Genomic DNA, 14254 nt, shown 5'->3' on the forward strand with positions numbered 1-14254 from the left:
CTCTCCAAATTGGTATTTAGAAAGAGCGATTGCTCAATTTGAAACATCTGACGAGAATTTACATTCTCAAGATGAAATTTCTAAAGCGTATAAATACGCTGCGAAACCCATCAGTTTTGGATCTCACTTGCGTGATTTCCCACTCACTCGTTGTTCAGTTTTCAAAGATCAATGTCTCTTTTTAACTCTTCACCGCGTCTCAGCGGCGACCTTTATAATATATCACAGTGTTTATCATTTTGGCAAGTCTTTTTTTGAAAAAAAGTTTTTTTCGTTTTTCCTTGCCTGCAGCTGCTTTTCAATACATAGAAAAGGAGCGCGAGATATAATGTATCATAGCGGCTCCCTTTTAGTCAACCTATTTAGTTAATTTCATGGACAAGCGATTGAATCCTAAGTATCAGCCCTCTAATTTTAATGTTTAAATTGGGATGACCGGCCGCCCCACGCATATTTAGACAGCTCTTTCTGAGGAGCAAAACGTGCGTACATACGAAATACTGTTTTATATCGATTGGCAATAGCATGCCTGATATTTTGGTCCAAGCGTTGATCACTTAAATCCAGAAGCATCTCATCAAGCTCTTTACGCAAAACATAGTCCAGCTCCTTACATTCCTTCTCGTTGAACAACATTCCCAACATATGCTTGGCCTCCTTCATGAAATTTAATATTTACAGAAACCTCAAATGCCGCTGCTTGTGTGATAGAAGATAGTCCATGGATGACGGGAAGCTGTACCTGTTTATCCGTTTACACTAGATTAACCGGAGCGCAGTATCTATAACCATAATTACGAAAAAATCGCCTCTATGGTCTTGCCGCAAATACATAGCACCGGTTGTCAGGAAACCCCAAAATCGTATGGCTTTAATGTTATGCTCAATTCCCGGTTTTTTTATGATAAAAGTGAAAATGTAATCGTGCTTTCAATTATTGCGGCGATCAATAGAAGGATCACAATCCACACCGATGCCGTTAATGTTTGCCGCATAAAGACTGGCCAAGCGTTGCTCCGCTTTTCTTTATTGGCGGCTGTACCGAATATACCTGCGAATATTTTACCGCCGAACTGCAGTCCAAAAGCACAGGCGATAATGANGTTTGCCGCATAAAGACTGGCCAAGCGTTGCTCCGCTTTTCTTTATTGGCGGCTGTACCGAATATACCTGCGAATATTTTACCGCCGAACTGCAGTCCAAAAGCACAGGCGATAATGATTGCCGGAATTTCGATAACCCCGTGCGGCAGTAGCCCCTTAACGATAAGCGTAAACAAATCCTGTTCCTGAAGCACCGACAAGTGGATTAAATATCCGATAACCGCACCATTGATGAGCAGAAAAAATGCGGGAAGTATTCCAAAGAAGGCACCGAGGAAAATAATGAACACACTCTTGATACTATTGTTCAAGAATATAAATTTGAAAAAACTCCACTGCGGATGGTCGGACTCTTTAAGATCTTTACTGATATTACTGAGACCCTGCAGCTGCTGTTCAATCAATTTTTGCATAGCGCCGGTGCCTATCCAGCCAATCACGCCCCCTGCGATGAATAAAATGGCTGCCAGTATTAAAGCTTTGCGGATCGTGGTTAAATCTTTGGCAAACGTAAAAAAGGATAGCATAGACACCTCCTGGAAGTTTTGACGTCACCCGCTTAAAAAGCCTTAACTACGATTTCTGTCCTAGAGGAGGTCATAAGCGGTGGGTACGAGCATACATTTAGAACAAACAAGCATTTCGCATAGGAGAGGAGCGCTGTCAGTATGAATTCTTTTTATGTATTCAGCGGCAAGAAGATAAAACGGTTCATTTACATTTTTGCCGCTGCGCTTCTTGCCGCCGGTGTCGTTTATGTCGAGAGGGGCAATATTACCGTTTTTTCCGAAACGGCCCCTTCTGCGATATACAGCGTACCGACGGAGAAGAAGCTGATCGCTTTAACTTTTGATATTAGCTGGGGAGAAAAAAGGCCCGAACCGATCCTCAAGGTGCTGGAAGAGAAAAAAGTGGATAAAGCCACCTTCTTCCTCTCGTCACCCTGGAGCAAGACTCATCCGGAAATTGTAACAAGCATTAAAGATTCAGGATATGAGATCGGCAGCCATGGTCACAAGCATGTAAACTACAGCGCGCTGAGCAACGAGGAAATCCGCACCCAAATTTCGACAGCACATACCGTGCTTACTGAATTGACTGGCAAGGAACCGAATCTGATCCGCATGCCAAACGGCGATTTCGACAAAAGAGTGCTTCAGGTGGCCAGCGACCTGGGTTATAAGGTCATTCAGTGGGATACCGATTCTTTAGACTGGAAGAACATCGGTGTGGACAATATCGTAAATCGAGTAACGACAAAGGCTCATCCCGGAGATATTGTACTTTTGCATGCCAGCGATTCCTGTAAACAAACTCACGAGGCTCTTCCGCTTATCATTGACAAGCTGCGCAGCCAGGGCTACGAATTTGTTACCGTGTCCGAGTTAATCAGCCAAGGCAGCGCCGAGGGCAAGGAAGTACGTGATTCCGCTTGGCTGGACGATGGAATTGAAGACGCTGCCGGAATGTAGGCTAACCCGCCGCCACTCTATCCTGCTTCTTCTGTAATTTTTAATGGCGTGGTGATATCAGCTCTGATATATCGGGCGTTGGAGTGTTCAGCTTCGGATAACTTAAGTCCAGCCCTTCCAGCGTCTTCACCACAATGGCTAATGCAAGATAATTGCGGTACCAGCGGCGATTGGCCGGAATCCAATACCAGGGCGCGTTTTTTGAACTGCTTTCTTTAAATACATCTTGATAAGTCTCCTGATAATCATCCCAATATTCCCGCTCCTGCAGGTCACTGGCGTCAAACTTCCAATGTTTCGTCGGGTCCTGCAGCCGCTCCTGAATTTTCTCAAGCTGCTTCTCCTTGGAGATATGCAAAAAGAGTTTGATGATCGTTGTCCCTTCCTCCACCAGCATTTCTTCAAACTGGCGGATATAACGAAACCGGCGTTTCATCTCATCTTTTTGCAGACTGCCGTGCACGCGGGGAACCAAGACATCCTCATAATGCGAGCGGTTGAACGCGGCAATATATCCTTTGGGCGGCGTCTTCATATGCACTCTCCACAGGAAATCATGGGCTTCTTCCTCCAGAGACGGTTTTTTAAAGCTGGTGACGATAAAACCCTGAGGGTTGATCCCGGAGAAAATATGCTTTACCGTGCCGTCTTTCCCGCTGGAGTCCATTCCTTGCAGGATGACAAGCAGGGAATGCTTTTTCTGGGCAAATAGAATATCCTGCAGCTCGGTGAGACGTTCTTTAAGCTCCTTCATCTTGACCTCGGCTTCCTCCTTGGTTAAGTCGCCGCTTTCGTTCGGATCAAGCTTGCTCAGGAGCGTTTCGTTTGTGTCTTTTATCATATAGCGCTTGATGTTCATATATTCCCCTCCTCAAAGTTTTGTGAGCATAAACAGCCGCATCTTTAAAATATGTAGTATGTCTTTAAGATTAACCTCCTCCTCCTGATTTTAATCGCCGGCTGGAGGAATCACAAAGAACCCTGCTTCTCATCTGGAGAACGGGGTTCTTTGTATTTTCATAATTATCCTGTTCGTGGTTTCAGAATACGGTGCAGCATCAGAATTTGGAATGCATTGCTTGCAATAAGCGGAATTACAATAAATACGGTAGCGCTGTCCACTCCTATGCGGAGCACACCAATCGTCTCCACTATCGTGATGGCTGTCATAAAGAAAAATGTCGGAATCCAGGCTGAACTATTCGTGCTTCGTACTTTAAAATAGGACACAATAATGGCTGTAAGCAATATAACGATGCCCAGAATCAAATCAGAGACGACGTTTCGTTCTCCTCCTACAAAAGTTCGCAGAAAGATCAGCTCAAGCAGGGCAAGCACAGCCAGCACCAGTTGTATGTACTGCCAGACCTTCCGCCGAAACACACCCGTTCCCATATAGTTGAGAATCAGATACGCAAAGAAGCCGAGCTGCGAGTAAACGCTGACAAGCATGCCATAGCCAAAAAGGATCAGGGGGTAAATGAAGAGATCGGCAGTGCTTTTGAACTCGATACGGCCATTCACAGCCTGCAGTGCAAGTCCAGCTACTACCGCTCCGCCCGCACCGATCAGAAGCGTGGTCCAGAACAAATAAAACCATTTCTTTATACTCAGCCAGTTCACCTCCCCGTGTCAGATTTATTTTACCAAGCTTACCGTCAAAAAACCATTATACTGCAACATAAATGTGTGTCCGCGCGGCATACTACAGTCAGGAATCCTACAAAGGAGGGGCAGCGCCAATGAAATGGAGGAGTTTATGGTCCGGAGGCCTGGCTTTAAGCTTAATTATGGCTTTAACGGCCTGCGGAGGAGAACAGAGCAGTTCATCATCCGGGCAGATGGGATACAAGGAAATGAAGACCATGGTTGTTGATATATTGAAAAGCGATGAGGGAAAGAAAGCCGTAGAGGAGGCACTCTCCAGTCCAAGCTCCGGCTCCGAAGGAAGCGGCGGCGGGTTGAGCATGAAAATGATGCCGCTCCAAACGACGGAACAAATCCGGATTGCCGTTAAAGACACAATTACAGCTCCTGAGTATAAAAAAGAAATTGAAAAAATCATGACCGATCCGAAATTTGCCGGTGAATTTGCCAAAGCAATCAATACCCAAAGCAAAGAGCTGCATCTTCAGTTGATCAAAGATCCAACGTATCAAAAATCAATTGAAGAGATCATGAAGTCGCCCGAAATGATGAAAATGTTCCTAGACCTTACTAAAACTTCAGATTACCGTAAGCAATCCATGACTATTATGCAGGAAGCGATGCAGAATCCTTTATTCCGCATGGAAGTGCTCGGTTTGCTTAAAACGGTAGTCCAGGATGAACTTCAGCCGAAGGTTGAAAAGAAAGGCGGGGACAAAGGAAGCGGAGGCGACAGCCAGAAGCAACAAGGCGGCGATGATTCTGATTCCTAAATAAAAAGAGGCCTTGTCCCACTTAGAATGGGGACGGCCTCTTTTTAATGCCAATCTGAATTACTGCTCATACTTCGCAATCAATTTATCGGCAATCTCCGCAAACAGCTGTGCAGTGGCTGTTTCGGGTTTATATACGGACGGTGAGAAATCCGGTTCGGAGATATGATTATCCGGTGCGCCAAGCGGCACCTGGGCCAGCAGCTCCGTATGCAGTGTCTCTGCTAGTCTCGCCCCGCCGCCGCGGCCGAAAATATAGTCCTTTTTGCCGCATTCCGAGCATTCATAGTAGGCCATATTCTCAATGACCCCAAGAATCTCATGCTCTGTCTGCAAAGCCATTGATCCTGCTCTGGCCGCTACAAAGGCTGCTGTTGCATGGGGCGTAGTTACGATAATTTCCTTGCTGTGCGGCAGCATCTGATGCACATCCAGCGCCACATCACCCGTACCTGGAGGCAAGTCAAGCAGCATGTAGTCAAGCTCTCCCCAACCTACGTCGCTGAAGAACTGGCGGAGCATCTTGCCAAGCATGGGTCCTCTCCAGATGACTGGACTATTCTCACGGATGAAAAAGCCCATGGACATGACCTTCACTCCGAAACGTTCTACAGGTATAATTGTGCCTTCTTCGACAATCGGTCCCTCTTCAATCCCCATCATGTCCGGAATACTGAAGCCATAGATATCAGCATCAATCAATCCGACCTTCTTCCCTTTTCGGGCGAGTGCCACTGCCAGATTTACCGTCACGGTTGATTTGCCGACCCCGCCCTTGCCGCTGGCGATAGCGATGAAGTTCACGCCGGAGTTCTCACCAATCAGCTCATGGCCCTCAAGGCCCGCTGCATGCCCTTTAAGCTTGTCCCCTTGACGATCTTCCGGCTCATCTTCCACGCTCTCTCCGCGCAAGATAGAGCGCTCATAGTCGGTGGCATCACGCAGCCGGATATGTAGATTGCCGGCTCCGCCCGCTGTAAGCAGATCACGCACCTGCTGCTCCAACTCCATACGGCTCTTCTCATCTTGGTCCAGACATACAAGCGATAAGGATATGCGGTCTTCCTTGATCATAATATCGCGAATCAACTGCAGCTCCACAAGGCTTTTTCCGGATTCCGGGTCTGTAAGCGACTGCAATAGTTCCTGAATTTGTTCCCTGGTCAGCATGGAAAGCACCTCTGTTCCTTCCGGACGGGTAAGGTTCCGGTATTTTTGTCTATTATAGCATTCCCCCTCTGCGGATGAGTAGTCCCTCCTCACTGCTGCTCTGAAGCATAACGCATAATCCCGCGGTAAATGCTCGTTGCCACCTTCCGCTGATAGACATCGTCTCCAAGCAAAGCCGACTCCTGCGGATGTGACAGAAAGCCCACCTCCACAAGCACAGCCGGCATTTTCAATGCTTTTAACAGATACACTGTATTCACAGTTTTAGCTACACGATCGGTATTCTCCAGCGTAGCCCTGAGCTCATCCTGCACAAAGCCCGCCAACGCTTTATTCCCTTCGTTGTTGGGATAATAGAAGGTTTGCGCTCCGCTCCAGCGGCCGGAAGGGACACTGTTCATATGCACGCTGATAAAGAGGTCCGCGCCCTTCTCTTCAATAGTCCTTACCCTTTGCTTCAGATCCTCTGTCTTGCGCTTGGAATATCCTTTGGTGCCCTCCTGGGCCAGGTCATAATCACCTTCACGCGTCATAACTACAATCGCCCCCGCCTGCTGCAAATAATCGCGCAGATAGAGTGATACCGAGAGATTAATATCCTTCTCAATCAGTCCCTCACGGCTGACTGCCCCTCCGTCCGGTCCGCCATGGCCGGCATCGATGGCTATAATCTTACCGGACAATGGCAGGCTCCAATAGTTCAGCGTTTTGGCGGTAGGCATATCATAGGCAATGATGCCGATCATCACAGCAAGCAGCACTGCGCCCAGCATGCTTTTTTTAATACTGTTCCATGAGATCCAGACCGAGACCTTCCGCTGCTTTCGGCCAGACATAACAAAGACCCCCTCGTCCCGATAGATTCTACTCATCTATATGGGACAAGAGGGCCAAATAGTACTGGCTCTTCGTATTTAGGCGTTAACTTCCTGAGACATTCCCTCAATCAAAATTTGCGCAACCTCAGGCCGTGTAAATTCCGGAGGCGGGCACTGGCCATCCCGCAGCAGCGCACGCACCTTCGTACCGGATAATGTCAGATGCTGATCACCCGGATGAGGGCAGGTCTTGCTGGAGGCCATATTTCCGCATTTGATGCAGAAGAAGCTGTGCTCAAAAAATAGCGGTGTAATCCCCAACTCCTCAGCAGTGAAGTTGGAAAAAATCTCTTGTGCTTCGTAAGTTCCATAGTAGTCACCTACACCTGCATGGTCACGGCCCACGATGAAATGGGTGCAGCCGTAATTTTTGCGGACCATGGCATGGAATATCGCTTCTCTTGGACCCGCGTAACGCATAGCTGCCGGGAAGACTCCAAGGAACGTACGGTCTGCCGGGTAGTAATTCTCCAGCAGTGCCAGATAACTCTTCATCCGCACATTGGCCGGCACATCATCGGATTTGGTCTCGCCGACCAGAGGATTGAGGAACAAAGCGTCTACAACCTCCATAGCACACTTCTGAATGTACTCATGCGCGCGGTGAACGGGATTTCGTGTCTGAAAGCCAACAACCGTTCTCCAGCCTTTATCAGCGAATATTTGCCGCGTCTTGGCCGGATCAAAGTAGAACTCCCCGAACTTCTCCGGCTGCGGACGATTCAAGACCGTTATAGGTCCTCCTACATAGGTTGCCGGACGGGCCAGCAATTTGCTGACGCCAGGGTGCTCCGGATCTGTCGTTCTGAAGACGTTCTGTGCTTCAAGCTGCTGATCTACGCTGTAAATGCTCTGCACATCCAGCAAACCATAAATCACACCATCTTCGTCACCGATCAAAGACACGGTATCACCAACAGCCAGACCTGAGGCCACCTCATCTTCAACAGCAAGTGTGATGGGAATACTCCATACGGTGCCATCCGCAAGTCTCATACTTTTCACGACAGAATGATAATCTTCTTCATTTAAAAAGCCGGTAAGCGGTGAGAAGGCTCCCACGGCAATCAAATCCAGATCAGAGATAGTCCATGTATTAATTGCGATTGATTTATAGTCCGAAGCTTGCTGCAGCAGTTCTTCTCTCTGCGCTCCCTCCACTGTACGCTGAATCAGTGTTCCTCCATGTGGAAGTATTGACGTCATCTAATTTCTCTCCTCCTGTGTCTCGCTTCTCGTGCCTTGCTTATTTATGCAGTCCACATTCCGTTTTTTCCGAACCGGACCATCTTCCGGCACGCGGATCTTCGCCAGGCATAACAGCACGGGTGCATTGCTCGCAGCCGATGCTCGGGAAATTGCGGTCATGGAGCGGATTATATACAACATCATTTTCGCGGATGTAATTCCATACATCCTCAGTCGTCCAGTGCGCAATCGGATTAAATTTGACCAGTCCGAATTTATAATCGTACTCTACCTTTTTGGAATTGGCGCGGGTTGGGGCCTGATCACGGCGAATCCCGGTAATCCAGGCATCATATTGGGAAAGAATGCGGGTAAGCGGCTCTACTTTGCGGATCGCACAGCATTGGTTAGGATCGACATTCCATAGCGCATCACCGTATTGAAGTGCTTGTTCCTGCGTAGATATCTGCGGCGACACACGCACGAACTCCATTCCATATTTATCAGCCATAATATCTCTTGTCTCATAGGTTTCTTTGAAATGATAATCCGTATCCAGATAAAAAACATCCGTTGACGGACTAACCTTCTGCAGCATATCAACAAGCACTACATCTTCGGCTCCAAAACTGCAGGCAAAGGTGATGTTAGGGAAAGTTTCTACTGCCCAACGAATAATCTCTTCAGGTGAGGCATTTTCCAGTTCCTCGGCCTTAACTTTAATCAAATCTTCTTTCTCAAGCAGATTCATTTCGGTATTCCTCCATCCTAGTTATGCAGCTTAAAGATAATGCTGAACTTATGACGACAATTCCAACTATTTTTATATGGAATAGTATATAACTTTCCCTGAGGAAGTCAATGCATTTTATAGCATTTATAGCGCCATAAAAAGCCAAAAGCCCCTGTCCATAAAGGCAAGAGGCTTGATATCCCTAAAAACCGAGAGATATGCTGTAATAAGAAGAATATATAGACGCGGCAAGCTTATTGAGAGAAGGTAAAACATTGAGATAATACCGAATTCAAAACCTCATGGTTGTATTTTTGGACCCGATTATTCGCCTCCAAGATTTTATGAGCCCATGCTAACGCTCTGTTGTATTGATTGAAATCATGAACCTGAATCCTAAAATGGCAGAAATCCTTATGCAGCTGATACTCCTCATAGGAGGGATTGAGCCCGATTTGCCCAAATTGTTGCCTGATGATCCTCTCAGCCATCTGTTCTTGCATAGTTTCATGGACGTAAGATATCTGGTTAGTATGCACCCTGTACTTTAGCAGTACTTCAGGCAGATTGGTCAATTGGGTTACCTCCCCCAAGCGGTTCCACAGCTCAAAATCCTCAGCATGGGGGTAATCCCAATATTTCACTCCATGATTATCCAGAATGGATTTTCTAAGCATGACAGTAGGATGCACAATCGTACAGTGAAAAAACTGCCAACACCTTATTTCGTCATGAATTAGCGGTTTAGCCGTAGTCCCGGCTATGCCGATATATTCTGCTTGGCTACCGCAAACCCCTATATGCGGATTCGCATCCATAAAGGCCACCTGACGTGCCAAACGGTGCGGCAATGCGATGTCATCCCCATCCATGCGGGCAATATATTCACCCGTACATAACGAAAGGCCTTCGTTCAATGTTCTGATAAGCCCGATGTTTACGGCATGAGAAATCACCTTTATACGGCTGTCATGAATACCCTTTATTCTTCCCAAGGTTCCATCAACAGACCCATCATCTATAATCAGTAGTTCAAAATCCGGATACGATTGCTGAAGGATACTCTGAGTTGACTCCTCAATATAAAGGGATGAGTTGTATACAGGCAACAAAACCGATATTTTCACCATTACTCGCACCGCCTCAACTATACTTAACACTTTATAGATTATGAGGCCATGCCTTGTCTCGATATAAGTAAGTGCCTGTTTCAAATTAAATATGTATGATCGTCCAAACGCTTTTCCCCTGACATTAATTTAATATAGTAAATTATCCGGGGGGCGATCCGCATGATATTGAATGAGATTAAGGGTACCTATGATGTTATATTCAGTTTAGGACATAACTGCCTCGCTGCCGATCAATTATCCCGCACTCTATTACGAAAGGTAGGTGGGGTGATTGATTGGGTGGAGACCCCCGTTTTGGCAGGTGTAAGCAATCTATTGCGAAATCGGTTCGCCCATTTCATGGATTTCCCTAATCTTAGTATTACGGGAATTAATCATAAGGCGGAATGTTATATTGTTAGGGACGCAGCGTACCATGCTTTTTCTCACCATGATTTTCCACTGATTGAAAATACACCGGAGCAGCTTGTCAGCTATCCAAAACTAAAAGAAAAACTACAGCGCCGCATTCCGCGATTCCTCCAGACCCTCATGGACGCTGACAAGGTATTATTTATTCGAACCGAAGCCACAATACATGAAACCGCTGAACTGCTGGATGTGTTAAACGGGATGGTTAAAGGAACATTTAACCTGCTTATTATTAATCATGCACCCGTACATGGAATCATCGAAACTCCTTGGCCCTTTAACAATGTTTGCGCCTTACAAATCCCAGAAGTCCCGGACATGTTCCATGATAATGATCATCTCTGGAGATCCATATTGCATGGCTTTAGTGTTAGATAAAATAAGCCATTGTTATGGTCACAGCGCTATTATGGCAAAAATAAAAGCCTCTGGCCATAAAGGCCAGAGGCTTGATATCCTTGATAACCAAGGGATATTAACGTTTCGAGAACTGTGGAGCGCGACAATTAATTCCGATTAGTTCAGATAGCCGTATATAATAGGAAGTTTCTTTTCAAGAGTTCCGATTAATTCCGATTAGTTTGGTTATGAATTAGGTCGAGATATATAGTCATCAAAAAAACTCTCCATTAATCAGAGTTACACACATCTACTCCTCTAGCGAAATCTTGCCCCGACGCTTCCGTGGTAGGGCGTGATCGTTTTTAACCTATCGAATTTTTCACATATTATCTGTATACCCTTTGCCAGCCTCAGGATTACTCACGATCCCCAGCACCACCAGCACGCCGAGCACAGCATTTACTGCTGCCATTACTTCTTCAAATTTCTCCGGTGTGAATTGCACGTCAAAGATCACGCCAACGGTCTGCACCCCCAGCAGCACTGCTGCCGTCAAAGATACCCATAATCCATAGTTTCTCCATTTGCTTCTCACTATTTGGCCTCCTTACTATTGATTGTCACTGTTTTGTTCTTGGCATCATACGACACTATAGCTCCCAGAGCCTCTGCTATGGCTCTTGCTGGCGTATAGGTTACCCCTTCGTCCGCTACACCGTCAGCCACCTTCTGGCCATCCACGATTACTGATACGATTACATCTTTCTTCACTTCTGAATCCTCCTTTGTACATTTACCAATTTTGATATATGCCGCTGCCACCTGGGATGCTGTTGGTTCCTTGCCGGCACGTAACTGAGACGTTGTGAGACAGAAGGTCATTTGGAAGTGTGGCGCATCTTTAATGGAGACAAAATCCCCGCCCCACTCTAGCCCGAGCGCTTTGGCCCCCTGTACCACCTCTGTCCAATCCCCCATTCCGTCTGCATCACCATCGCGTTTCAAGTCCCAAGATACCTGTTTTCCATCTGGCAAGAGCAACGCAAAGTCGACTGCAAGTCCAAAGTTGTGGTAACTCGTGCCCCCCTTGGCATTGGTCACAATAGCCCCTGGCTTCGTACGACCCTGAGCGTACAGGGCATCCTGCTCTTCAATGCTCCGGAGCCCTTGGGTAATGACTATATTGACTCCCCGGGCGTAACTCCGCTCAATGAGAGCCAACGTAGCCGCTACAACAACAGGATGCAGCCCGATTAGACGTTTATGGGATTTGAGTTTTACCTGCTCTAATGTACGCATCACATCACTCCTTATTTCCCTAAAAATTGATTGCCTGCCGCTGCTCCAAGAGCAATCAAAACAATGTATTTAATCATGTCCATCCAAAGTTTCCGCTCTGCCCCACTGTCCTTGTTAGCTTGTTGAAGCAGCGAGAAAATTTTGCTTTCGAGGCTGTCGAACTTAGCCATAATTGCACTGAACTGAATCTCCATTTTGATTGTCGAACTTTTAATCTCCTTAATACTTTCATCATGACGATGGTCATTCTCTTCCAGTAACCGCAGCTTAGTGTTTGCCGTAACATTTTCGGCAGCTATTCGGGCAAACTCACCAGTCAGAGTATTCAATCCCGCTTCTACTTCTTCAAGACGTTGTTGTAATGGCATTACATCCTCAACCCCTCCTCTTACATCTGCACCCGCGTCTGCCATCATGATGTACCCCTTTATCTAGTTGTTGTATAAAAAGAGCCCCCGGATCGGCTCCGAGGGCAAAATAAAAACGCCTCATTGGGCGCATCCTTAAATTTATTTAGCTGGTAATGGTTCTCCGTTTTCATCCAGATCAGACGCTGCCAGGTAGGTCTTAACCTCAGGCTGCAGTTTGGCTGGCACTTGAGCATAAGTTTTCAGCCCCTTAATAATCAACAAGGCATAAATAACAGACATTGTGTCACCTCCCTTCATGAGACGTAGACCGCCGGACACCAGCAGCCCTGCCAACCAGTTACGCATTATCTTCCAGCAGCGCGGCAACATCCTCGCGGATTACAGCTGGTACTTGTTTCAGCTTTTTAAGTCCCTTGCGGATCAAGCTTGCATATACTTGTATCATTTACTTAGCACCTCCAGTCAAGGGTAATACCAGCTCGTACAGCTCGGTTAACGCCAATTGCGCACTTACAGCCTCATTTTGTGCAGAGAGCAGTTGCTCGTAATTATCAGCGAGAGCCATCTGTGTGCTGGATAGCTCTGTTGTCAGGTCCTTGATTTGCTCGGTTAAAGGCTTCTGGTAGACTGGTTCCGTGGGTTCCTCCGGATCAATCGGACCGTAGGAAAATTCCAGTTCCTCCGTTTTTGGATTCACGCGAAATCGTCCCCAGGACTCACGAAATTCAACGTTATATTGACCGAACTCTAATTCAATCATTCCTACCGTTTCCTCTACACGTTCCTGAAGCACCTTGAAAGATGCAAAATCCTGCTCGCGAGTTGTTTTAACAACATCACCGACTTTTTCGCCAGTATCAAGAATTACATTTCCCGTCGCTTTATCAAAATAAATTTTTCTTCCGATTTCCATAAAAATTCATCCTCTCGATGTAATTATTTTTCCCACGCTTGCCAAGTTACAGTATGTGTTCCGACTGTATTGCCCAGTGTAAAGCCACTGGTTGTCCATGCTTCCTTAGAATAACCACCGTATTTGAAACTCCCGCCTGGAGCAGTAAGAGTAGTCGAATGCCATTCCCCGTCAATGCCTGTAAATACGGTGTAATCACCAAGAGTTGAGTCGTAAAGACTTATGACTACTACATAAGGATCGAATGCCAGACCGTTTACGGAGAAACTTGCACCCGGACTGGCAACTGAGCCACTCGCACTTCTCTTTCCTTCTATCATCGTACCTGTGAGTCCAAGAATATTGACTCCGTTACGGATATTAGAAGCAACGAGACCCGCTGCAGCACCTGTAACCCATGTGGACCCATCGTAATAACCTGGTGGCGGCTGTAAAAATACTCTATCACCAGACCATACTGTAAAAGCGTTGGCTGGCATGTGTATATTCTGTGCGCTTCTGTTTGGCATAGTTCCTTGGAGACCAAACATAGAGACATCTGATCTCCAATATGCGGGATTAAAGTTCGCGTCGTCTTTCCTTATCCAAACATCCCCTTGAAAAGCTGTAATTGGGTCAGTCGGATTAACTGGCCTTAAGTAAATCGTGCCAGGAACCCCAGACGTTTCTTTCGCTAGGTGGTGGTTTGTGCCGCCTCCGTCCCCATTCGAAGCAGTCTTTAAAGGCATCGTACCTACGACATTGTATTTAGTCCCTGCCGAAAAGGTAACTCCGATCAGCACTTGAGATTGAAGCGCTGAACCTGGTATATATAATGGCAT

21 protein-coding genes are annotated in these 14254 nt (G+C 46.5%); 4 read left to right on the plus strand and 17 right to left on the minus strand.

What is annotated here, in order from left to right; translation table 11 throughout:
- On the plus strand, positions 1 to 370 hold a 370-nt coding region (locus tag ACAN56_RS31905), incomplete at its 5' end, for a hypothetical protein (RefSeq protein WP_379147845.1).
- 44 nt (positions 371 to 414) lie between these two features.
- On the opposite strand, the gene ACAN56_RS31910 is transcribed toward ACAN56_RS31905, so the two are convergent.
- From ACAN56_RS31910 to ACAN56_RS31920, 3 genes are all read right to left on the minus strand, one after another.
- Positions 415 to 645 carry a hypothetical protein gene (locus ACAN56_RS31910; protein WP_025336637.1) on the minus strand — a complete coding sequence of 77 codons (231 nt, stop codon included), beginning with the start codon at positions 643 to 645 and terminating at the stop codon, positions 415 to 417.
- Positions 646 to 899: 254 nt separating this feature from the next.
- On the minus strand, positions 900 to 995 hold the full coding sequence (locus ACAN56_RS31915) for a hypothetical protein (RefSeq protein WP_379147848.1): 96 nt from the start codon (positions 993 to 995) through the stop codon (positions 900 to 902).
- Positions 980 to 1630, minus strand: coding sequence for a stage II sporulation protein M (locus tag ACAN56_RS31920; protein ID WP_379147850.1), 651 nt, complete (start codon positions 1628 to 1630; stop codon positions 980 to 982). Before ACAN56_RS31920 ends, ACAN56_RS31915 begins: the two co-directional genes overlap by 16 nt.
- A 141-nt stretch (positions 1631 to 1771) precedes the next feature.
- On the opposite strand from ACAN56_RS31920, the gene pdaB reads away from it, so the two are divergent.
- Positions 1772 to 2575: a polysaccharide deacetylase family sporulation protein PdaB gene (gene pdaB / locus ACAN56_RS31925; RefSeq protein ID WP_038596963.1), complete on the plus strand. Its 804-nt coding sequence runs from the start codon at positions 1772 to 1774 to the stop codon at positions 2573 to 2575.
- Between the two features lie 40 nt (positions 2576 to 2615).
- On the opposite strand, the gene ACAN56_RS31930 is transcribed toward pdaB, so the two are convergent.
- Both ACAN56_RS31930 and ACAN56_RS31935 read right to left on the minus strand, forming a co-directional pair.
- Positions 2616 to 3434, minus strand: coding sequence for a PPK2 family polyphosphate kinase (locus ACAN56_RS31930; RefSeq protein ID WP_379147852.1), 819 nt, complete (start codon positions 3432 to 3434; stop codon positions 2616 to 2618).
- A gap of 164 nt (positions 3435 to 3598) precedes the next feature.
- The gene (locus ACAN56_RS31935) at positions 3599 to 4189 is read right to left on the minus strand and encodes a KinB-signaling pathway activation protein (RefSeq protein ID WP_038600885.1); all 591 of its coding nucleotides are present in this window, start codon (positions 4187 to 4189) and stop codon (positions 3599 to 3601) included.
- A 128-nt stretch (positions 4190 to 4317) separates the two neighbouring features.
- Here ACAN56_RS31935 and gerD point away from each other — a divergent pair, with 128 nt between their 5' ends.
- Complete coding sequence (gerD, locus tag ACAN56_RS31940) at positions 4318 to 4995, plus strand: spore germination lipoprotein GerD (protein WP_379147854.1); 678 nt, start codon at positions 4318 to 4320, stop codon at positions 4993 to 4995.
- A gap of 60 nt (positions 4996 to 5055) precedes the next feature.
- On the opposite strand, the gene ACAN56_RS31945 is transcribed toward gerD, so the two are convergent.
- From ACAN56_RS31945 to ACAN56_RS31965, 5 genes are all read right to left on the minus strand, one after another.
- Positions 5056 to 6165, minus strand: a complete 1110-nt coding sequence (locus ACAN56_RS31945) for an Mrp/NBP35 family ATP-binding protein (RefSeq protein ID WP_038596971.1) — start codon at positions 6163 to 6165, stop codon at positions 5056 to 5058.
- Positions 6166 to 6254: 89 nt separating this feature from the next.
- On the minus strand, positions 6255 to 7001 hold the full coding sequence (gene cwlD, locus ACAN56_RS31950) for an N-acetylmuramoyl-L-alanine amidase CwlD (protein ID WP_038596974.1): 747 nt from the start codon (positions 6999 to 7001) through the stop codon (positions 6255 to 6257).
- Between the two features lie 78 nt (positions 7002 to 7079).
- Positions 7080 to 8249 (minus strand): sulfate adenylyltransferase, encoded by a 1170-nt coding sequence (sat, locus tag ACAN56_RS31955; protein WP_379147857.1) that lies wholly within the window; start codon positions 8247 to 8249, stop codon positions 7080 to 7082.
- A gap of 40 nt (positions 8250 to 8289) precedes the next feature.
- Complete coding sequence (locus tag ACAN56_RS31960) at positions 8290 to 8982, minus strand: phosphoadenylyl-sulfate reductase (RefSeq protein ID WP_038596980.1); 693 nt, start codon at positions 8980 to 8982, stop codon at positions 8290 to 8292.
- Positions 8983 to 9218: 236 nt separating this feature from the next.
- Positions 9219 to 10094 (minus strand): glycosyltransferase family 2 protein, encoded by an 876-nt coding sequence (locus ACAN56_RS31965; protein ID WP_379147859.1) that lies wholly within the window; start codon positions 10092 to 10094, stop codon positions 9219 to 9221.
- Between the two features lie 162 nt (positions 10095 to 10256).
- Between ACAN56_RS31965 and ACAN56_RS31970 the strand changes: the two genes are divergently transcribed.
- Positions 10257 to 10886, plus strand: coding sequence for a DUF1796 family putative cysteine peptidase (locus ACAN56_RS31970; RefSeq protein ID WP_038596983.1), 630 nt, complete (start codon positions 10257 to 10259; stop codon positions 10884 to 10886).
- A 343-nt stretch (positions 10887 to 11229) separates the two neighbouring features.
- Here ACAN56_RS31970 and ACAN56_RS31975 read toward each other — a convergent pair whose 3' ends face one another.
- From ACAN56_RS31975 to ACAN56_RS32005, 7 genes are all read right to left on the minus strand, one after another.
- Positions 11230 to 11445, minus strand: a complete 216-nt coding sequence (locus ACAN56_RS31975) for a phage holin (protein ID WP_038596984.1) — start codon at positions 11443 to 11445, stop codon at positions 11230 to 11232.
- Complete coding sequence (locus ACAN56_RS31980) at positions 11445 to 12149, minus strand: M15 family metallopeptidase (protein ID WP_379147862.1); 705 nt, start codon at positions 12147 to 12149, stop codon at positions 11445 to 11447. Before ACAN56_RS31980 ends, ACAN56_RS31975 begins: the two co-directional genes overlap by 1 nt.
- An 11-nt stretch (positions 12150 to 12160) precedes the next feature.
- Entirely contained in the window at positions 12161 to 12565 is a 405-nt protein-coding gene (locus ACAN56_RS31985; protein ID WP_379147864.1) for a hypothetical protein, read from the minus strand.
- Positions 12566 to 12658: 93 nt separating this feature from the next.
- On the minus strand, positions 12659 to 12799 hold the full coding sequence (locus ACAN56_RS31990) for a CD1375 family protein (protein ID WP_179091818.1): 141 nt from the start codon (positions 12797 to 12799) through the stop codon (positions 12659 to 12661).
- Between the two features lie 58 nt (positions 12800 to 12857).
- Entirely contained in the window at positions 12858 to 12965 is a 108-nt protein-coding gene (locus ACAN56_RS31995) for a CD1375 family protein (RefSeq protein WP_379147866.1), read from the minus strand.
- Positions 12966 to 13433: a hypothetical protein gene (locus tag ACAN56_RS32000; RefSeq protein ID WP_379147868.1), complete on the minus strand. Its 468-nt coding sequence runs from the start codon at positions 13431 to 13433 to the stop codon at positions 12966 to 12968.
- Between the two features lie 23 nt (positions 13434 to 13456).
- A complete protein-coding gene (locus ACAN56_RS32005; protein ID WP_379147870.1) occupies positions 13457 to 14254 on the minus strand; it encodes a hypothetical protein in 798 nt (265 codons plus the stop codon).

Source organism: Paenibacillus paludis, from assembly GCF_042610515.1.
Lineage (GTDB): Bacteria > Bacillota > Bacilli > Paenibacillales > Paenibacillaceae > Paenibacillus_AQ.

What these genes read in the sequence shown, in the direction of transcription:
- sat (WP_379147857.1), bottom strand. Translation starts at nt 8,249, where the DNA reads ATGACGTCAATACTTCCACATGGAGGAACACTGATTCAGCGTACAGTG.
- ACAN56_RS31990 (WP_179091818.1), bottom strand. Translation starts at nt 12,799, where the DNA reads ATGTCTGTTATTTATGCCTTGTTGATTATTAAGGGGCTGAAAACTTAT.
- ACAN56_RS31985 (WP_379147864.1), bottom strand. Translation starts at nt 12,565, where the DNA reads ATGATGGCAGACGCGGGTGCAGATGTAAGAGGAGGGGTTGAGGATGTA.
- ACAN56_RS31930 (WP_379147852.1), bottom strand. Translation starts at nt 3,434, where the DNA reads ATGAACATCAAGCGCTATATGATAAAAGACACAAACGAAACGCTCCTG.
- ACAN56_RS31980 (WP_379147862.1), bottom strand. Translation starts at nt 12,149, where the DNA reads ATGCGTACATTAGAGCAGGTAAAACTCAAATCCCATAAACGTCTAATC.
- ACAN56_RS31945 (WP_038596971.1), bottom strand. Translation starts at nt 6,165, where the DNA reads ATGCTGACCAGGGAACAAATTCAGGAACTATTGCAGTCGCTTACAGAC.
- ACAN56_RS31970 (WP_038596983.1), top strand. Translation starts at nt 10,257, where the DNA reads ATGATATTGAATGAGATTAAGGGTACCTATGATGTTATATTCAGTTTA.
- ACAN56_RS31910 (WP_025336637.1), bottom strand. Translation starts at nt 645, where the DNA reads ATGTTGGGAATGTTGTTCAACGAGAAGGAATGTAAGGAGCTGGACTAT.
- ACAN56_RS31965 (WP_379147859.1), bottom strand. Translation starts at nt 10,094, where the DNA reads ATGGTGAAAATATCGGTTTTGTTGCCTGTATACAACTCATCCCTTTAT.
- cwlD (WP_038596974.1), bottom strand. Translation starts at nt 7,001, where the DNA reads ATGTCTGGCCGAAAGCAGCGGAAGGTCTCGGTCTGGATCTCATGGAAC.
- gerD (WP_379147854.1), top strand. Translation starts at nt 4,318, where the DNA reads ATGAAATGGAGGAGTTTATGGTCCGGAGGCCTGGCTTTAAGCTTAATT.
- ACAN56_RS31915 (WP_379147848.1), bottom strand. Translation starts at nt 995, where the DNA reads ATGCGGCAAACATTAACGGCATCGGTGTGGATTGTGATCCTTCTATTG.
- ACAN56_RS32000 (WP_379147868.1), bottom strand. Translation starts at nt 13,433, where the DNA reads ATGGAAATCGGAAGAAAAATTTATTTTGATAAAGCGACGGGAAATGTA.
- ACAN56_RS31995 (WP_379147866.1), bottom strand. Translation starts at nt 12,965, where the DNA reads ATGATACAAGTATATGCAAGCTTGATCCGCAAGGGACTTAAAAAGCTG.
- ACAN56_RS31960 (WP_038596980.1), bottom strand. Translation starts at nt 8,982, where the DNA reads ATGAATCTGCTTGAGAAAGAAGATTTGATTAAAGTTAAGGCCGAGGAA.
- pdaB (WP_038596963.1), top strand. Translation starts at nt 1,772, where the DNA reads ATGAATTCTTTTTATGTATTCAGCGGCAAGAAGATAAAACGGTTCATT.
- ACAN56_RS32005 (WP_379147870.1), bottom strand. Translation starts at nt 14,254, where the DNA reads ATGCCATTATATATACCAGGTTCAGCGCTTCAATCTCAAGTGCTGATC.